The organism is Agrobacterium burrii, from assembly GCF_017313405.1.
GTDB classification, from domain to species: domain Bacteria; phylum Pseudomonadota; class Alphaproteobacteria; order Rhizobiales; family Rhizobiaceae; genus Agrobacterium; species Agrobacterium burrii.
Genome location: NZ_JAFLNA010000002.1, coordinates 602,132 through 620,281, shown reverse-complemented (window position 1 = coordinate 620,281; position 18,150 = coordinate 602,132). Strand labels below are relative to the sequence as shown.

14 protein-coding genes are annotated in these 18,150 nt (G+C 60.4%); 1 reads left to right on the top strand and 13 read right to left on the bottom strand.

The genetic code is table 11. The features are described from left to right. Positions 1 to 4: 4 nt before the first annotated feature. From JZX89_RS06365 to JZX89_RS06340, 6 genes are read right to left on the bottom strand one after another with little or no spacing between them, the layout of a single operon-like run. Positions 5 to 1,600, bottom strand: coding sequence for an ABC transporter substrate-binding protein (locus JZX89_RS06365; RefSeq protein WP_207133448.1), 1,596 nt, complete (start codon positions 1,598 to 1,600; stop codon positions 5 to 7). Between the two features lie 42 nt (positions 1,601 to 1,642). Continuing rightward, positions 1,643 to 2,776 carry an S-methyl thiohydantoin desulfurase family protein gene (locus JZX89_RS06360; RefSeq protein ID WP_153514735.1) on the bottom strand — a complete coding sequence of 378 codons (1,134 nt, stop codon included), beginning with the start codon at positions 2,774 to 2,776 and terminating at the stop codon, positions 1,643 to 1,645. Then, the gene (locus tag JZX89_RS06355) at positions 2,769 to 4,325 is read right to left on the bottom strand and encodes a hydantoinase/oxoprolinase N-terminal domain-containing protein (protein WP_207133447.1); all 1,557 of its coding nucleotides are present in this window, start codon (positions 4,323 to 4,325) and stop codon (positions 2,769 to 2,771) included. The genes JZX89_RS06360 and JZX89_RS06355 overlap by 8 nt, the downstream gene beginning before the upstream one ends. Positions 4,326 to 4,342: 17 nt before the next feature. Then, positions 4,343 to 5,989: a nickel ABC transporter ATP-binding protein NikE gene (nikE, locus tag JZX89_RS06350; protein WP_207133446.1), complete on the bottom strand. Its 1,647-nt coding sequence runs from the start codon at positions 5,987 to 5,989 to the stop codon at positions 4,343 to 4,345. Between the two features lie 4 nt (positions 5,990 to 5,993). Then, the gene (locus JZX89_RS06345; RefSeq protein WP_207133445.1) at positions 5,994 to 6,875 is read right to left on the bottom strand and encodes an ABC transporter permease; all 882 of its coding nucleotides are present in this window, start codon (positions 6,873 to 6,875) and stop codon (positions 5,994 to 5,996) included. Next, positions 6,875 to 7,903 (bottom strand): ABC transporter permease, encoded by a 1,029-nt coding sequence (locus JZX89_RS06340; RefSeq protein WP_006311992.1) that lies wholly within the window; start codon positions 7,901 to 7,903, stop codon positions 6,875 to 6,877. The genes JZX89_RS06345 and JZX89_RS06340 overlap by 1 nt, the downstream gene beginning before the upstream one ends. Positions 7,904 to 8,039: 136 nt before the next feature. Between JZX89_RS06340 and JZX89_RS06335 the strand changes: the two genes are divergently transcribed. Next, on the top strand, positions 8,040 to 10,391 hold the full coding sequence (locus JZX89_RS06335; RefSeq protein WP_207133444.1) for a helix-turn-helix transcriptional regulator: 2,352 nt from the start codon (positions 8,040 to 8,042) through the stop codon (positions 10,389 to 10,391). 3 nt (positions 10,392 to 10,394) lie between these two features. On the opposite strand, the gene JZX89_RS06330 is transcribed toward JZX89_RS06335, so the two are convergent. Genes JZX89_RS06330 through JZX89_RS06300 form a run of 7 tightly spaced genes read right to left on the bottom strand, consistent with a single transcriptional unit; the run spans position 10,395 to position 18,147 of the window. Then, positions 10,395 to 11,105 (bottom strand): ribonuclease activity regulator RraA, encoded by a 711-nt coding sequence (locus tag JZX89_RS06330; protein WP_207133443.1) that lies wholly within the window; start codon positions 11,103 to 11,105, stop codon positions 10,395 to 10,397. Between the two features lie 34 nt (positions 11,106 to 11,139). Further along, positions 11,140 to 11,937: an NAD-dependent epimerase/dehydratase family protein gene (locus JZX89_RS06325; protein ID WP_207133442.1), complete on the bottom strand. Its 798-nt coding sequence runs from the start codon at positions 11,935 to 11,937 to the stop codon at positions 11,140 to 11,142. An 11-nt stretch (positions 11,938 to 11,948) separates the two neighbouring features. Beyond that, positions 11,949 to 13,673 carry an L-arabinonate dehydratase gene (gene araD / locus JZX89_RS06320; RefSeq protein ID WP_153514726.1) on the bottom strand — a complete coding sequence of 575 codons (1,725 nt, stop codon included), beginning with the start codon at positions 13,671 to 13,673 and terminating at the stop codon, positions 11,949 to 11,951. A 37-nt stretch (positions 13,674 to 13,710) separates the two neighbouring features. Then, positions 13,711 to 14,790, bottom strand: coding sequence for an ABC transporter ATP-binding protein (locus tag JZX89_RS06315; RefSeq protein WP_149899246.1), 1,080 nt, complete (start codon positions 14,788 to 14,790; stop codon positions 13,711 to 13,713). 22 nt (positions 14,791 to 14,812) lie between these two features. Then, on the bottom strand, positions 14,813 to 15,856 hold the full coding sequence (locus JZX89_RS06310; protein WP_149899247.1) for a carbohydrate ABC transporter permease: 1,044 nt from the start codon (positions 15,854 to 15,856) through the stop codon (positions 14,813 to 14,815). Continuing rightward, positions 15,849 to 16,817: a carbohydrate ABC transporter permease gene (locus JZX89_RS06305; RefSeq protein ID WP_004438359.1), complete on the bottom strand. Its 969-nt coding sequence runs from the start codon at positions 16,815 to 16,817 to the stop codon at positions 15,849 to 15,851. Before JZX89_RS06305 ends, JZX89_RS06310 begins: the two co-directional genes overlap by 8 nt. Positions 16,818 to 16,875: 58 nt before the next feature. After that, positions 16,876 to 18,147, bottom strand: a complete 1,272-nt coding sequence (locus JZX89_RS06300; RefSeq protein ID WP_149899248.1) for an ABC transporter substrate-binding protein — start codon at positions 18,145 to 18,147, stop codon at positions 16,876 to 16,878. Positions 18,148 to 18,150 lie beyond the last annotated feature (3 nt).

Sequence of the window (18,150 nt, the reverse complement as noted above, 5' to 3'; positions counted from 1 at the left end):
AAGATCACTCCGCTTTGCAGTCCCAATGGAAATTGGAGAAGTTCAGGTCCCAGCTCTGCATGGGAATGAACTCGTAACCCTGAAGGCACTTGTTCGCGGCATAACGGCGGTTCGGCGCAACGGCCCAGACATCCGGCTGAAGATCGGCGATCTTCGTCTGCAGCTCCTTGTAGGTGGTGTTCTGCTCGCTGACATCGGTGGTGGCGCGGACCTTGTCGATCAACCCGTCGATCTCGGCATTCTGCAACCATTCCATCGACATCCAGGTGCCGGAGGCCTTGGAGTGATATTGGTTGTAGAACATCGCATCCGGCGACGGATAGGTCGGCGAGATGTTCACCTGCGTCGATGCCGGCGTCGTTTCCGGCTTGGAAGACAGCTCGACGATGCGGTTCCACGGCTCAGGCTTGATATCAAGCGTGATGCCGATCTGCTCGAGGCTGGATTGCAGCAGCAACGCCACTTCCGCCTCGAAGGCGAGCGAAGCGACATAGCTGTTGACGAGCGTGATCTTCTGCCCGGCATATTTCGACTTGGCCAGTTCTTCCTTGGCTTTTTCCAGATCATAAACGCCGGGCTGGATGTCACCGTTATGCGCATCCTTGAAGGCATCGGAAAGCGGCCCCTGCATATCGAAACCGGGATAGATCACTTCCTGGATCGTCTTGTAGTCCGTCGCATAGGCGATGGCGCGGCGAACGTGAACGTCGTCGGTTGGGTAAACCTTGGTGTTCAGCTTGATGACAAAACCGCCGGCGGTGCGGGTCTGGATCAGCTTGTAGCCCTTCATCCGGCCGATGGATTCATAGGTGTCGTTGCCAAGACCGTGCGATGAAAGGCCAAGTTCGCCCTTTTCAGCGAGCGCCTTGACGGTGGCGTCGTCGCTCGTCTGCACGAAGCGCACTTCGTCAATCGGCTTGCCTTTGCTCCAGCCAAGGAAATAATCGGCGTTGCGGGCAATGACCATATCGGCGGAACGATTGTAGCTGACGAGCTTGTAGGGGCCGGAACCGGCGGAATTTTCGCCCACATAAGCCTCGCCCCATTTGTCTTCGGGCTTGGCATTGGCTTCGATCAGCGTCTTGTTCAGAGCCATCATCAGCGGTGTGGCGGCCATAAAGGGCGAAAACTGGCGCTCGATCTTCATGACCAGCGTCGCATCGTCAGGCGCGGTGACGTTTTCGGGCTTGAGCACGCCGATGATGAGGTTCGACGGACCCTTGTTGATGCCGAGCAGGCGCTGGATCGACCAGGCAAGATCGGCAGCCTTTACCGCCGTGCCATCCTGAAACTTCGCATCGCCGCGCAGGTGGAAGGTGTAGGTCAGGCCATCTTGCGAAATATCCCAGGATTTCGCCAGATGCGGCACGATTTCGCCCTTGGCGTTCACCGTGGTCAGGCCGTCATACATGTTCACGATTGCCATGTAGCCGGTGTAATCCGTCACCTTCGCGGGGTCGAGCGAGCTGAATATCTGCATGGTGTTGACCGCGACCGATACCTTGTCTTCCGCAAAGGCAGCGGAAGAAACAAACGGCAGCACGAGCGCCGTGCCTAGCGCCAGCGCGGCGAGACGGGAAGAAAGTACAGGCATTTTCATTATCGTTCTCCTCTTTATTGGGGGCATTGGCCCCACTTATGGTTAGGCAGCCTTGCTGACCGGTACGGGCAGCGGTGAGAAAGGAATTTCCGGGTAACCGAATGCCGCCGGTCCAACGACCTCAAGCGCGCGGGCGCTGCGCAGAAGGTCGTGGCAGGGAATGGCGATGACGGCCACACGCTGGCCGTAGCGCAGCACTTCGGTGGTGATCGGATACCCCGTGTCGACATCGAGCAGGACGATCAGGTCGGGCACGGTCACTTCCACCTTGCCGTCACGGCGGAACAGCAGGAATTCGTTCTGGATCGCCACGCTTGCCGTTTGGCCCGAGCAATCGTCAAAGCCGGAAAGCTCGACATCGCCCACGGCGAAACCGCCGCGCAGATGGCGCTTCAGATCAGTGATCTTGCCGTTGAAGATGCGTCGTCCGCCTTCCAGCGCGCAGACAGCCGCAATCGGGTCTTCCTGCTGCTTGCGGGCGCGGATCACCGCCTCACCGATGGCGATCGCCTTGGTATAGGTTTTCGGAATGCCATACTGGTGCACGTAATGCGCCTGCATCGGCGCGGTCGCCAGCATCGCGCCGCCGCCCTGCGAAACGACGCAGGCGCGGGCCATACGCTCGTGCCAGACTTCGGAAACGGCGTGGCTGAAGATGACCGCATTGCCATGCAGGTCACACATCACCGATGGGGTGGAACTGTGACCATAGATGGAGAAGGTGGTCATCTGCATTTCCGGGAAAGCCCGGCCCATGCCGTCGCAATCGAGGATCGGCAGGCCGCCCAGCGCCGCTGTGACCAGCGGGTTCATGGAGTTGGAACCGCCGATTTCCTCGCAGACGATGGCGTCCACGGGCGTGCGGATCAGCTCTTCCATCGCGCGCAGGCACCGCAGGCCTTCGCGGCCCTCGCGGATGCGCTCCACGCCAACGACAGGCGCGCCGATGCCGCCGATGGACATGCAAAGCGCATCAGGCTCGATGGCGTCGGTTGCAAGGATCTTCAACTCGTAACCGGCCTTCATGGCCTCCAGCGCCAGCAGCTTGCCAAGATAAGGATTGCCGCCGCCACCAGTGCCGAGAATGCCGGCACCGATTTCCAGCGCGTCGAGATCTTCCCGCGTCAGCGTGCGCAATGCCGCTTCGTCATATTTCAGCTTGCGCGTGTCAGCCATGATTGGCCCCCATTTCTCCAACAACTTTCACATGAATGCGGGTGGCATTGCCCGGCAGGTATGCGAGCGGCATATCCTCGCGCTCGATGACTTCCAACGTCTCTGCGAGTGCGCCTGCCGCAATCGCCTTCTCGCGTGCCTCAGCCTCGGCCTCGGCCAGCGCGCTCTCGCGCGTTCGCCCCTCGACCAGCGAGAAGACGCGATCGGTCTCGCCGCTGATCTGCGCGATCGCCGCGCCGACGGCATTGGCCACCGCGAAATTCTCGGGCCGGATGACCTCCAGGTCGCCGATACGATCCGGCATGAGGATCGAACCGCCGCCAACGGCAATCACCGGCACCGGCGATGACGAGATGCGGCTGCGTTCCACACAGGCCTCGAGCATGTCGTTGATCTTTTGGACCGCAGCATCCACCAGCCTTTTATCGAGAATGGACACCAGCGCCTTCTCACCCACATCCGCCTTGCCGGATGCAACGGCAATATCGGTTGCCGTCAGGGTCGAGCCGCCGAAGCAGAGCGCATCGCGGCGAACGCGGTAACCGACAGATTTCGGTCCGACGGTCAGGCCATGATCGCCATTGACCACCAGTGAGCCGCCGCCAAGGCCGATGGAGAAGACGTCCGGCATGCGGAAATTGGTACGCACGCCGCCAATATCCACCGTCGTAGACGCCTGCCGCGGAAAGCCGTGCGACAGCGAGCCGACGTCGGAGGTAGTGCCGCCGACATCCACCACCACGGCATCCTTAAGGCCGGTGAGGAAAGCCGCACCGCGCATGGAATTTGTCGGGCCGGACGCGAAGGTGAGCACGGGGAAGCCGCGCACCACATCCGCCGCCATCAGCGTGCCGTCGTTCTGGGTGATATAAAACGGGCAGGTAATGCCCGCCGCCTTCAACGCCTCGCCGAAAGCCGCAACGGTGCGGTCGGCAAGCGACAGGAGGCTGGCATTCATGATCGCCGCACTTTCACGCGCAAGCAGACCGTGACGGCCAATATCCTTGGACATCACCACCGGCAGCCCGGGGCAGCGCTCCTGCAGAATTTCCTTCGCCCGCAGTTCCATTGCATCATTGATGCCGCTGAAAACGCAGGTGACGGCGGCGGCCTTCAGGCCCTTGGCGCGGATATCGGCGGCGATACGGACGATCTCGTCCTCATCGAGCGGCGAAATTTCGCGACCATCGAACTCATAGCCGCCCCGGACCTGATAACCGTGGTTGCCAACGATTTCCTTGAGATCATCCGGCCAGTCCACCATTGGCGGCAGGCCGGCGCCGGATGGCAGGCCGAGCCGGATGGCGGCGACCTCATCCATATGCCGGCGCTCGATCACCGCATTGGTGAAATGCGTGGTGCCGATCATCACGGCGCCGATGCGCGCCCGGTCGATGCCCGACGCCTCGATGACCTTTTCAAGGGCTTCGATGACACCGGCCGTCACATCCTCAGTGGTAGAGGCCTTAACCCCCGCCAGAACGGTTTTATCCTGTAACACAACGGCATCGGTATTCGTGCCGCCGACGTCAATTCCAACGCGATACACGTCAGGCTCCTCTTTCATCAATCGGTCGTTTTTACGAGGAAGCGCATGCGCTCTTCCTCGGTCACGGTGGGTTTCAGACGCTCTTCCTCGTCGGTGACGACGGGGATCGCCGCGATCAGGGCGCGGGTATAGGGATGCGACGGCTGGGCGAAGACCGCAGACGTCACGCCCTCCTCAACGATCTCGCCGCGCAGCATGATGGCGATGCGCGAGCAAAAATTGCGCATCAGCGACAGGTCGTGCGAGATCATCAGATAGGTCAGGCCAAGCTCCTCGCGCAGCTGCAGGAGAAGGTCGATCACCGTCTTCTGCACCGAAACATCGAGTGCCGCCGTCGGCTCATCGAGGATGAGGATTTTCGGCTCTGCCGCGAGCGCGCGGGCAATCGCCACGCGCTGCTTCTGTCCGCCGGAAAGCTCATGCGGATATTTGCCGAGATAGGATTGCGGCAACCGCACCAACCCCAACAGTTCCTGCATCCGGTTTTCCCGCGCCTGCCCGTCCATGCCGATGGATTTCAACGGCAGGGCAAGCGTCTGTTTGACAGTACGCTTCGGATTGAGCGAGGTGCCGGGATTTTGATAGACGATCTGCGTCAACCGCTTGCCGCGCTCAGGCGCCGGGGCGTCGATGACAAGATTGCCAGACGTGGGACGCGAAAGGCCCATGATCATGCGGGCAACCGAGGTCTTGCCGGAGCCGGATTCACCCGCAAGGCCAAAAACCTCGCCTTGCTTCAGCGTCAGGTTCACGTCACGCACGGCATGGTAGCCATTGCGTCTGCCGTAAATCTTGTTCAGGCCTTCGATGGTGATGATCGGCTGCCGCGTGCTTTGCGCGAGATCCGTGACACGTGAGCCATAGAGCGGCGGCACCGCATCCAGCAGCGAACGCGTATAATCCGCAGCGGGGGCATGCAGGATTTGCGTGCAGGGACCGGTCTCGACGATATCGCCATGATGCATGACCACGACCCGGTCCGCCACCTTGCGCACGACGCCGAGATTGTGGGTGATCATCAGCAGCGCCATGTTTTCTTCGGCCACCAGCTGGTTGATGAGGTTGAGGATTTCATCCTGCGTCGTCACGTCAAGCGCCGTGCCCGGCTCATCGGCGATCAGGAGCTTTGGCTGATGCAGCAGCGCAAGCCCAATCAGCACACGCTGGCGCATGCCGCCCGAAAGCTCGGACGGATAGGCATTCATCACCCGCTCGGTATCGGCAAGCTGCACCCGGCGCAGAACCGCCGCAATGCGGGTGCGGCGCTCGGTCTTGGACGAGTTGATGCCATCGCGTTTGTCGGCAAAGCGCATGACATCATCGAGATGCGTTCCGATCTTGAAGACCGGATTGAAGGAAGACAGCGGGTCCTGCATGATCAGCGAAAACGCCGTTCCCTTCAGGGCCTCCCGTTCCCTGCGCGGCAGGGCAAGCACATCCCGGCCATCGATGATGATGGCGCCGGACGTGATCGCGGCATTCTTCGGCAGGGTGCCGATGATCGTCTTGGCGGTGACCGATTTTCCAGATCCGGTTTCGCCGATCAGCGCCACGCGTTCGCCCGCGGCAACCGTGAAGGCGACATCGCGCAGCACGTGGCGCGTGCGGCCGTAATTGGTGAAGGTGACGTTGAGGTTTTCGACCTTGAGAAGCGGTTCAGTCATGACTTTAGCTTTCCACGTCGAACATGTCACGCAGGCCGTCGCCCAGCAGGTTGAAACCCAGCGTCACGTAAAGCACGGCTGCACCGGGGCAGAGCACTTCCCACCAGAAATCCGGCATGAACTGGCGCCCGTCGGCAACCATCGATCCAAGGTCGGGGGTCGGCGGCTTGACGCCGAAACCGAGGAAGCTCAGCGTCGCACCGAAGAGAATGACAAAGGCGGCATCCAGCGTCGTCTTGACGGATATGACCGAGACGCAATTAGGCAGGATTTCGCGAAAGAGAATGTGCAGCGGACCGGCACCGGCAAGGCGCGCCGCCTCGATGTAATCCTCGGACGCGATGGACTTCGATACCGAATAGATCAGCCGCGCATGCCAGGTCCACCACAGAAGGGTGATCGCGATCATGGCGTTCGTCAGCGTCGGTTCCAGAAGGTTGGAGACCGCCAGCGCCATCACGAGCGGCGGCATGGCCAGCATCACATTCGTCAGGCCGCTGATGAGTTTCTCGGTCCAGCCGCCGAAATAACCGGCGATCAGGCCGAGCACCGTGCCGACGGGAACCGAGATTCCGAGCACGCCGATGACGAGAAGGAGGGAAACACGCAGCCCGAAAATGGTACGGGAAAAGATATCGCGTCCGGCCTTGTCGGTGCCGAACCAGTGCTCCAGATCCGGCGGCATATGGCGGGCGCGGAAATCGACGACCGCGCCGATATGTTTGGGGTAAGGGGTGAGCCAGGGCGCGCAGATCGCCAGCACCAGCACCGATAACAGGATCAGTGAGCCGATGACCGCCGCCGGATTGCGGCTGAAACGATACCACATCATGTAACCGGCGCTTAGGCCCCGGTCGGTGGGTTCGAGCATTTTCATATCAGCCATCAGCGAGCCTCCTTGCGGCGCAGGCGCGGGTCGATGATCGAGATCAGGACATCCACAATCAGGTTCGCAACGATGAAGAACAGGCCGGCCACCAGCACCACGGCGGTCACGGCATTGAGGTCTTTCTGAAGGATGGCGTTCAGCCCGTAGGAGGCAAAACCACCCCAGGCGAAGACCATCTCGATCACGAAGGCATTGCCGATCAAGGACGCGAATTCGAGACCCATGATCGTCAGCGGCGCAATGGAAGAGAGCTTCAAGAGATAACGGAAGATGATGACCCGCTCCGGCACGCCGAAGCTTTGCAGGGTCAGCACATGGTCCTTGCGCTGGTTCTCGATCATCGAGGAGCGCGTGATGCGGGTGATCTGGCCGATGCCTGCCATGGAAAGCGCAAAGGCCGGCAACGCGAGATGCTTCAGCGCATCCAGCACCACATCGAAACGTCCGGCCAACGTGCCGTCGATCAGGATGAAGCCGGTCGGACCACCCTGCCAGCCGAGCCCGTGATCGAGCCTGCCGATGATCGGCCAGCCGGAGAGAAACCTGGCGGCCAGCAATTGCAGCGTGATGGCGAAGAGAAAGCTCGGGATCGTCACCCCGGTGAGCGACAGGATGCGGCCGATGTGATCAAGCGGCCGGTCGCGGTAATGCGCGGTGATGACGCCGAGCGGGATGGCGACGGCGAACATGAAGATCACGGAGACCAACACCAGCTCGACGGTGGCGGGAACAGTCTGCGCCAGATCGGTGGTGACGGGACGCTGGGACACCAGCGAGAAGCCGAGATCGCCATGCAGCGCATTGCCGATGTAGTCGAGATATTGGACAGCCAGCGGCTTATCGAGACCCATCTCGCCGCGCAGCGCATCTACCTGTTCCTGCGTTGCCGCCGGGCCGAGCGCCATGCGGGCGGGATCTCCCGGTACCACGCGGGCCAACGCGAAAATCATGATGGACAGGGCGATCATGACCAGCACGAAAGCGCCGAGCCTGTTCAAAATCGCGACCAGCGGATGTTGCTGCATCGGTGGAACGTTCCTTGTGCATCAGTTGCCTGCGCACAATTTTTCACCGCATGTCGGTTTGAACAATTGCCGAAAGGTATAGTTTTTTGAAGAATGAGTATAGGTTTTTGAAATAAAAACCCCTATCCCTTTTCGAATGACGCTTCTGCCTCGGACGGAACTCTGCCACCGCATTGCCAGCGAAACCGCAGGCGTGATTTTTCTGCGCGCGCCTGCGGGTGCTGGGAAAAGCGTGCTGCTGGACATGCTGGCACAGGAACTGGGAACAGAGGTGTGCCGGACGCACCAGCCACGAAGCGACGATGCGGCAAAGGGCTGGCTGCTGTGGGATGTGCCGGTCTTCGCGCGTGCGGTGCGCATGCCCGCCCCTGTTCTTGAAGCCGTGCGTTTCGTCGTCATCGCCTGCCGGCCGGATCAACGCATCAGCGGGCTGGCGCGGCAGATCCTGCATCGCGGTTCGCTCACCATCGGTTCGAACGACCTGACCTTGGGTGAGGATGAGGCGGACCACCTTCCACCGGAACAGAAGCGTCTGGTGCTTGACGACTATGCGGGGTGGCCGGCCTTCCTGTCCCTCGCCCGCCAGGCCGACGAGAAACTTTGCGCCGACTATCTGCGGGAAAACTATCTGCCGCATCTCTCCCCCGCCCAGACGGTGGAACTTTCATTCTGGCTCGAAAATCCGTCGGCAGAACCCAAAGCGGACTGGACGGAGCTTTTGCCACCCTTCCTGAGCGCGAACCCGGAAAAACACGGCACGCTGATACGACTTCTGACGCTGGCGGCGAAAGAACGCCTCACGACATTGCAAGCCGGCAGCGCCGTGGTGGAGGTTGCCTCGGCTTTCGAAAAGGCCGGGCGTTCGCTGGCCGCCATGGCCATGTTGCTCGACCGTGGTTATGAGACCCATGCCGCCCAAATCCTCGAGCGCGCTGATGGCCGTGAACTGATCTACAGGAGCAGCGTCGACCGGTTCCGCGAGATAATCATGCGGTTTTCGCAGGATATGATCGCAGCGAATGAAACCGTGCTCTTCGCCGTCACCCGCGCGCTGCTGAAGCAGGGTGAATTGCAGCGCGTGCGCCATCTGCTCGGCAAGAGCCTGGGATCGGATTATCTCGATCCGCTCAAGGTGCTGGCCCGCGGCTCGCGTTTCTCCTTCGCAGCCCGCACCTTCCGCCTGAACCTGATGATTGCCGAGGACCTGACCCCGAATGACGCTGTCATAACGCGTCTGGGGGAATTCATGGCCGATTATCCCATGGACGATCACGGCAAATGGGCAGCTTATTACAACGCGCTGCTCGAATTCGAAATCCGCCGCCGCAATTTTCGCGAAGCCGAAGCGGCTGCCGCCCGCGCGCTCATCTATCTGCGCAAGATGGGCGGTCAGCCGCTGCTCGAATTCTTCATCCATCTGCACCAGATTGTGCTGCGGCTAATGAGCGGCGATGTGCTTCTGGCCCGCCGGGCGGCGCAGGACACCCGCGCACGGCTGGAGCAGGTGGCGCATGATGCAGAGCAGGAGTTCCGGATGCTGCGGCTGGCGGAAGCCTGCCTTGCCTATGAGGCGGGAAAGCCCCGCGATCTGCTGCATTTCGTCGAGCATGAATTCGATCACTTCGCCGCTGCCGAAATTTGGCCGAGCCTGATGCAGTTTGCCCTGTTTTACGCCTCGCAGGTGTTGATCGACCATTTTCCGATGACCGTTCGTCCGGGCTTTCTCGATGGCCTGTGGATCCATCTTTCGGAGGGGCTGCAATTCCATGCGATGATGGAGATCAGGACGGCCATCGCCTATCAGAACGCCAACCGCTGGGCCGACGCCGCAGCCACCCTATCCGCAATCCGCATGCCCATGGGCCGCAACTGGGTAGAGAGCGCCCATGAAGACCTGTCCCGCCTGACACGCCGGGACGAAATCGCCTATGTGATGGCGTGGCTGCGCGATGCGGTGCATCTTTTCACGCCCCGCGCTTATCTTTCGCGGCAGATAGACGCGATGATCGCCAACCCCAAGGTAACCAACCGCGAGAAGGTCGCACTGAGAATCTGGCAGAGCTATACTGCGCACCAGCGCCGCGACAACGCCGCCGCCCGCGCCCATATCCTCATCGCTCTCGAATCTGCGACGCGTCTAGGCTGCAACGGCGTGCTGTCGGAAGAGCGCGTGTTCCTGTCACCGCTTCTGAACAATCGCCGCATCCGTAGTTTCATCGAAACCTCTTCCGATGTCCGTACCGCGCTGTCGATTTTCGCCGCCTCGGTAAACTCCCCGCAGGCGCGCGCCCTGCATGGCGGGCTTTCGCAGCGGGAGGCGCAGATGCTGCAACTGCTGGCGAGCGGCATGTCAAACAAGAAGATCGCCCAGACGCTCAACATCTCGGAAGTGACGGTGAAATTTCACCTCGGCAACCTGTTCCGCAAGCTGGATTGCAAACGCCGCGCGGAGGCGATCCGCGCGGCGAAAGCACTGGGCTGGCTATAAAGCTCAGCGGTTATTCTTCTTGCGCCATTCGGAAAATGCGGTCTGGTGCTCTTCCTTGGTGCAGGGGTAAAGCCCGATGATCGTCTGGCCGGCCTTCACCTGCTCCACCACGAAATCCTCATAAGCCGTCATTTCCACGGCCTCGGTCGCCACTTCATCGGCAATGCCCGCCGGGATGACAATGACGCAATCCGCATCACCGACGATGATGTCACCGGGGAAAACCGGTGCATCGCCGCAGCCGATCGGGCCGTTGATCTCGATCGCCTCGTGTTTGGTGAGGTTCGTGGGGCTGGAGGGGCGGGTGTGATAGGCCGGGATATCCAGCTCGGCGATCGTGGCCGCATCACGGAAACCGCCATCGGAAACGATGCCCGCACCGCCGCGAACCATCAGGCGGGTAACGAGAATATCACCGGCCGACGCAGCGCTGGCATCCTTGCGGCTGTCCATGACAAGTACGTGGCCCGTCGGGCAGGTTTCAATGGCGACGCGCTGCGGATGAGCGGGATTGCGGAATTCCACAAGCTGGTTGCGGTCTTCGCGGGCCGGCATGTAGCGCAGCGTGAAAGCTGGGCCCACCATATTCGTGCCCTTGTAGCCGAGCGGGCGAACGCCCTGAATGACCTGGTTTCGCAGGCCACGCTTGTAAAGCGCCGTCGCCAGTGTGGCGACGGAAATCGTCAGCAGTTTTTCGCGCGTTTCATTATTCATGGCAGTCTCCTCGCAATGGGCCGATGGATGTGTTTCAAGTCTTGTGAATGGGCTCGTCTATGAAGATGCCGCCCTGATATTTTGCAATCGCAGCCTCGGAATCGGGGCGCGGCACGTCGCGCTCGATTTCGGCCCGGTAGCGCGCAGCGTTGTCGCGCCGCTGCCAGCCGAGAAAATCGATATGGGAATTATCCCACCAGCTGTCGTCATTGGCGGAAACGCCCCAGATGACGGGGCATCCGAGTTTCGGTGCGCGGAACGTGGCTTCGATCAGCGAAACAAAGTCGCCATAGCTCAGCCAGGTCGACAACATCCGCCAGTTCGTGGGTTTCTCGTCACAGGAGCCGATGCGCACGATGGCCGTCTCCTGACCAAATTTGGAGTGGTAAAGGCTTGCAATGGCCTCCCCGAAAATCTTCGAAACACCATAGAGGCCATCAGGCAGAAAGGGCGTATCCGGACCAAGCTGCTGACCCTGCGGATAATAACCGATCGTGTGGTTGCTGGAGGCGAAAAGGATGCGGGGGCTGCCGTGTGCCCTCGCCGCCTCGTAGAGATTGTAGACACCACGCAGATTGGCGGCCTCTATGGGGTCAAAAGCCCTCTCGACGGAAACACCGCCGAGATGAACGATACCGTCGCAATCCTTGACCAGATCACGAACGGCCTGCTCGTCCTCCAGCGCGCAGCGGACCAGCTCTTCGTGAGGCGCTGGCGAACCGAGATCAACGACGTCGGACAGGCGAATGGTTTCGGCAACATGGCCAAGCCGCCCGCGCAACATGCTGCCCAGCTTTCCGCCGGCACCGGTGATGAGCAATCGCTTCAACATGACGGTGCCCCTTAGAAAATATCCGGCTCACCAGCGGAGCGACCGAAATCCGTCTGCAGGAAGTCGAAGTCGCAACCCTGATCGGCCTGCGTCACGTGCTTGGAGAAGAGATATCCGTAACCGCGTTCATAACGCGGCACAGGCGTCTGCCATGCCGCCCGACGCTGAGCGATCTCTTCTTCGCTGACCAGCATATCGAGGCGACGCTGCGGCAGGTCGAGGCGGACGATATCGCCGGTTTTCAGCAGTGCCAGCGGGCCGCCGACGAAGCTTTCCGGCGCGACATGCAACACGCAGGCGCCATAGGAGGTGCCGGACATGCGTGCATCGGAAATGCGCAGCATGTCGCGGTGGCCCTTTTTGATCAGCGCCTTGGGAATGGGCAACATGCCCCATTCCGGAAAGCCGGGACCGCCGAGCGGACCGGCGTTGCGCAGCACCAGCACATGGTCAGGCGTCACATCGAGATTCTCATCGTCGATGGCGGCCTTCATTTCGGGGTAGCTGTCAAACACCAGCGCCGGGCCCTGATGCACATGGAGTTTGGGATCACAGGCAGCAGGCTTGATGACGGCGCCGTCGGGGCAGAGATTGCCACGCAAGACGGCAAGCGATCCTTCTGCATAGACCGGATTATCGAGCGAGCGGATGACGTCGTCATTATAGACTTTCGCGCCCTCGAGGTTTTCGCCCATGCTGCGGCCGGTGACGGTCAGCACCGAACAGTCGAGACGGCTTTCCAGCTGCTTCATCAGCGCCCGCAGACCACCGGCATAATAGAAGTCCTCCATCAGATAGTCTTTGCCGGAAGGACGGACATTGGCGATGAGTGGCGTGACGCGGCCAAGCTCGTCCAGCTCATCCAGCGTCATTGGCACACCGGCGCGGCGCGCCATGGCGATGAGGTGCACGACGGCATTGGTGGAACAACCCGTCGCCATTGCGACGATGGCGGCATTACGGAACGCTGCCGCTGTCAGGATATGGTTCGGCGTCAGGTCTTCCGAAACCATCTCGACGATGCGGCGGCCACAGGCAGCGGACATACGCTGATGCTCGGCATCGACAGCCGGAATAGAGGAGGCACCCGGCAGCGTGATGCCAAGCGCATCAGCAATGGCCGTCATGGTCGAGGCCGTACCCATGGTCATGCACACGCCGGCAGAGCGGGCGATGCCACCTTGCACGCCGCGCCACTCCTCATCGGTGACGTTACCGGCGCGGCGTTCGTCCCAATATTTCCAGGCATCCGAGCCAGAGCCCAGAACCTTGCCTGCATAGTTGCCCCGCAACATCGGGCCGGCCGGCAGATAGATCATCGGCACACCGGCCGAGATTGCCCCCATGACGAGACCGGGCGTGGTCTTGTCGCATCCGCCCATCAGCACCACGCCATCAAGCGGATGCGAGCGGATCATTTCTTCCGTCTCCATCGCCAGCATGTTGCGGTAAAGCATCGATGTCGGCTTGGTGAAGCTTTCATCGACCGATAGCGATGGCATTTCGACGGGGAAGCCTCCCGCCTGCAACACGCCGCGCTTTACATCCTTCACCCTTTCAGGGAAATGCGAGTGACAGGTGTTCAGCTCCGACCAGGTATTGAGAATACCAATGACAGGCTTGCCAACAAAATCCTCCTCCGCATAACCAAGCTGCATCATGCGAGAGCGGTGGCCGAAGCTGCGCAGGTCGTCGGGTGCGAACCAGCGGTCGGAGCGGAGTTTTTTATCGGTCATGTCAATGGTCCTGCGTTGCGGGTTGCGCCAAAGGCTGTCAGTCCTGCCGGAGCGTCAGCCCGCTCGTCGTATCGAAAAGATGGGCGTGTTGAAGCGGCGCCGACAGGCGGATGACTTCGCCCGCCGATGTCGAGGTCTGGCCGGAAAGATGCAGCGTCACCGGGGTGCCGTCACCGAGATTACCGTAGAGGTATGACTCTCCGCCCAGCTGCTCGGCGGTGCGCACCGACATGGTTAGCGGGCCGCCCTCGCCCGGCTCTACATGGTTCGGGCGGATGCCAAGCGTCACCTTCTGGCCTGGCTTGTAAGAAAAGCCCGTCTGCGGCAGCGGGATAATCTCGCCCGTTGCGATTTTGAGAGCAGGCGTTGCGTCCGAGGTCACTTCCCCTGCAAAGAAATTCATCTTCGGCGAGCCGATGAAGCCTGCCACGAAAATATTGGCCGGGCGGTTATAGAGATCAAGCGGCACGCCGAACTGTTCAAGCTTGCCGGCGCGCAGAACAGCAATCTTGTCGGCCATGGTCATGGCCTCCACCTGATCATGCGTCACATAAATCATGGTGTTGCCGAGACGCCGGTGCAGACTGGAAATTTCACCACGCATATCGACGCGCAGCTCTGCGTCGAGGTTGGAAAGCGGCTCATCGAAGAGGAACACGCGGGGTTCACGCACAACGGCGCGGCCGATGGCGACGCGCTGGCGCTGACCGCCCGACAGGTCCTTGGGGCGACGCTCCAGAAGCTGGTCGATCTGCAGCATCTTCGCCACCTGACCGATCTTCTCGGCAACTTCCTTTTTGGGGGTGCCGATATTCTCAAGCCCGAAAGACAGGTTTTCGCGCACCGTCATATGCGGATAAAGCGCGTATGACTGGAACACCATGGCGAGGCCACGGTCCGCCGCCGGCACCGTGTTGACCACATCACCGCCGATGACGATATCGCCGCCAGTCAATTCCTCGAGGCCCGAGATCATGCGCAGCAGGGTCGACTTGCCGCAGCCGGATGGACCGACGAAAACGCAGAACTCGCCATGTTTGATATCGAGATCGATACCCTTGATCACATCGAGTGCGCCATATGTCTTTTTGACCTGACGAAGCTGAATACTTGCCATTGTCGTATTTCCTCCCTGAGGATTATTTGCCGCCCGTGGACGCAATGCCGGTGGCGATATATTTTTGCAGGAACATGAAGACCAGCGCGATAGGAGCGAGTGTCAGCACCGTCATCGCCAGAAGGTTGCTCCATTCCGTCGTCATCTCTCCCTGGAAGGAGTTGAGCGCCAGCTGCAGGGTGAAGTTGTCGTTGCGGGTCAGCACGATCAGCGGCCAGAGGAAGTCATTCCAGCGCCACATGATCGCAAGGATCGCGAGAACCGCAAGCGCCGGTGCGGAAAGCGGCAGGATGATGCGCCAGTAGATTTTCCACTCACTGGCCTTGTCCATACGCGCCGCATCGAGAATTTCATCCGGGATCGTCAGCATATATTGCCGCAGCAGGAAGACACCTGTCGGTGTTGCCGCACCGGGAATGATGACGCCCCAGAGACTGTTGATCAAACCGAGTTGGCTGGTGATAAGAAACAGCGGCACAAGCACGACGGTCTGCGGGATCATCAGCGTGCCGACCACGAGCGCCAGCACGACACCCCTGCCCTTGAACTGATATTTCGACAGCGCAAAGGCCGCCATGGAATTGACGATCAGCATGATGATGGTCGATGTCACCGTGATGAAGGTCGAGTTCCAGAAATAGAGCGGGAAATTGAAGCGCTGGAACAGCTCGGTATAGTTCTCCGTGGCCAGCGCCACCTTTTCAGCCGGCTTCAGCTCGTTGAACTGCATCTTCAAGACTTCAGTCGGTTTGGCCGGATCAACCACCTGGGCCACGAGGCCGATGCGTCTGATCATGCCAAACTTGCGGCCATCCTTGTCCACATAGGCCGGAAGTGGCGCCGCCTGCCCGTCGACGGCAACGGTTTCCTGGCTATAGGGCAGAAGCCGTGGCGGGAAACGCTGAAGATCGGCTTCCGTCTTGAACGATGAGAGCACCAGCCAGACGACGGGACCGAACATCATCAGCACAGCAACGCCGAGATAAGCGTAAGACAGCCAATCGGTCCAGTGCAGCTTGCCGTTGCGGCCGCGGGTACGGGTCAGAAATGCGCCAATCCTAGCCATCGACCTTGCTCCTGTTTGCCCGGAATTGCAGGGCGGTCAGCACCACGAGGACCACGGCGAGCAGCAGCGAAGCGGCAGCAGCAAGGCCAAAATTCCGGGGCGTCCCGGCAAAGCCGGTCTGATAGATGAATTGAATGATGAAGGTCGTCGCCGAACCGGGACCACCGCCGGTAAAGGCAAAGACTTCATCGAAAGTCTGCACGCCCTTGATGACCGACAGGACGAGAACAACGAGCATGGTGGGTGCAAGCAGCGGCAGGGTAATGCGCCGGAAGATGCGCCACGGGCTTGCCTTGTCGAGCTGCGCCGCCTCATAGACATCGCGCGGGATTGCCTGAAGGCCGGCGAGAAGAATAAGCGTGTAAAAGCCCATATGCGCCCAGACCGACAGGAAGACCGACCAGCCGAAGGCGAGATTGGCCTCGAGCAACCAGTCTACCGAGCCGAGTCCGAGGCCTTCCATCGCCGCATTGAGCACACCGAAACGCTGGAGAATCCACTTCCAGATCAGCGCCACGACGACGGGCGACAACAGAACCGGGAAGAAGAATACTGCACGAAAGAAGCCGCGCGCCCTTATATCGCGATTGAGCACGATAGCCGTGATCAGCGAAAAGCCGACCATGAAACCCACCTGCAGCACAACGAAGAACAACGTGTTCCAGACGGAGCGCCAGAACAGATCGCGGGCACAGGAATTGGGATCAAGGTAATTCTGACAGGAAAGAAGGACCGAAAAGTTTTCGCCGCCCACCGAAGGGCGCTCGGAAAGCAATATGTGTTCGCTGCCGGTCACGGAATAGGCCATGTTCAGCAGGATCGGCAGGAAAGCGAAGACCGCGAACAGGATCAGGTTGGGTGTCAGAAACACCCAAGCAATCCGCCTGTGGCCAAGAACCTTCTGCAGGAAGGAAAAAGGCAATTCGACGATGCCCATCACGGGCGCAAGAAATTTATACATGAGGGGTCCTCCTTCGATCCGGCGCGGCGCGGCATGCGCCGCGCCGGAAGGCGATGGATCACTTCGCCTGTTTCAACGCTTCCTCAAGGTCCGTCTTTGCACGGGCCATGGCCTCATCAACGGTGCTTTCACCAACGATGGCCTGCGTAATGCGCTGGACGGAGATGTTGAACATGGCACGATTATTCTTGTAACCCTGGTAGGCATAGGCAATCGGGCTAAGGCTCGGGATCTGGTCGAGCCAGGCGTTCATGGCCTTCTGCGTCGCAGGCGTTGCACCGGTATAGGTCACGCCCTTGTCAGCCACGGACTTGTTGGCCGGAACGTTACGGGTGCGAACGGTGAAGTCGAGATAGTTCTCGTCCTGAGCCATGAAGTTCAGGATATCAGCAACGATCTTCGGGTTTTTGGTCTGCTTGAAACCGACGATGCCGGTTCCTCCGGGCATGCCGGTGCAGGCTGCGCCACCGCAGGGCTGCGGCACGACTTCCCAGTCAAACGCATCGCCCACCTGGCTGTCGAAACGCGCGGTCTGCCAGCTGCCGGAGTAATAGTAGACCAGCTGGCCGTTGATGAATTCCTGCGCGGCGTCGCGGTAGGTATTGCCGCCCTGACCGGCCCAGACGTCGCGCGCCATGGTGCCGTCCTTGTTCCACTCCACGAACTTCTTCACGAACGTCGTGAACCCTTCGTCGACGAGGATCGGCTTGCCGTCAGCATCGAAAATCTTCGCGCCATAGGAAATGGCCGGGCCAGCGATGCGGTGGCCGGAACGGTCGATCGCCATCGGGTAAGGCGTACCGGTTGCCTTGGCAACAGCATTTGCCGCCTTCGCCCAGTCATCCATCGTCGCATCCTTGCCGGGAACGGCAACATTTGCCTGGTCGAACAGGGTGCGGTTGATGAAGGCGCCGGTGATGGTGAGCTGCGTGTGCATACCGTAGATGCCCTTGTCGTCGGGGCCGCTGCGGTACCATTTCAGCACGTTGGAGAAGTTGTCTTCCCAATATTTCGCGTCCACATAGGGCGTCAGATCGAGATAATAGCGATTGAGGCCACCAAGATCGGTCACCGTTGCGAAATCCGGGCCGCTGCCGCCGGCGAGCTGCACGGGCAGGCCTTCCAGCAGTGCCTTGTAGGGCACGACATCGGTGACGATCTTCACATCAGGATGCTGCTTTTCGTAACGCGCGAGAATATCTTTGAGGATTTCGCAGCCGTTACCGTCATAAGCGCAGGTGAAGCGCACTTCCTCGGCTGCCTGAGCGGCACCGGCAAAAGACGCCGCACCCAAGGCGAGCGCCAATGCCATGCTGTATTTTCTGGTCATCTG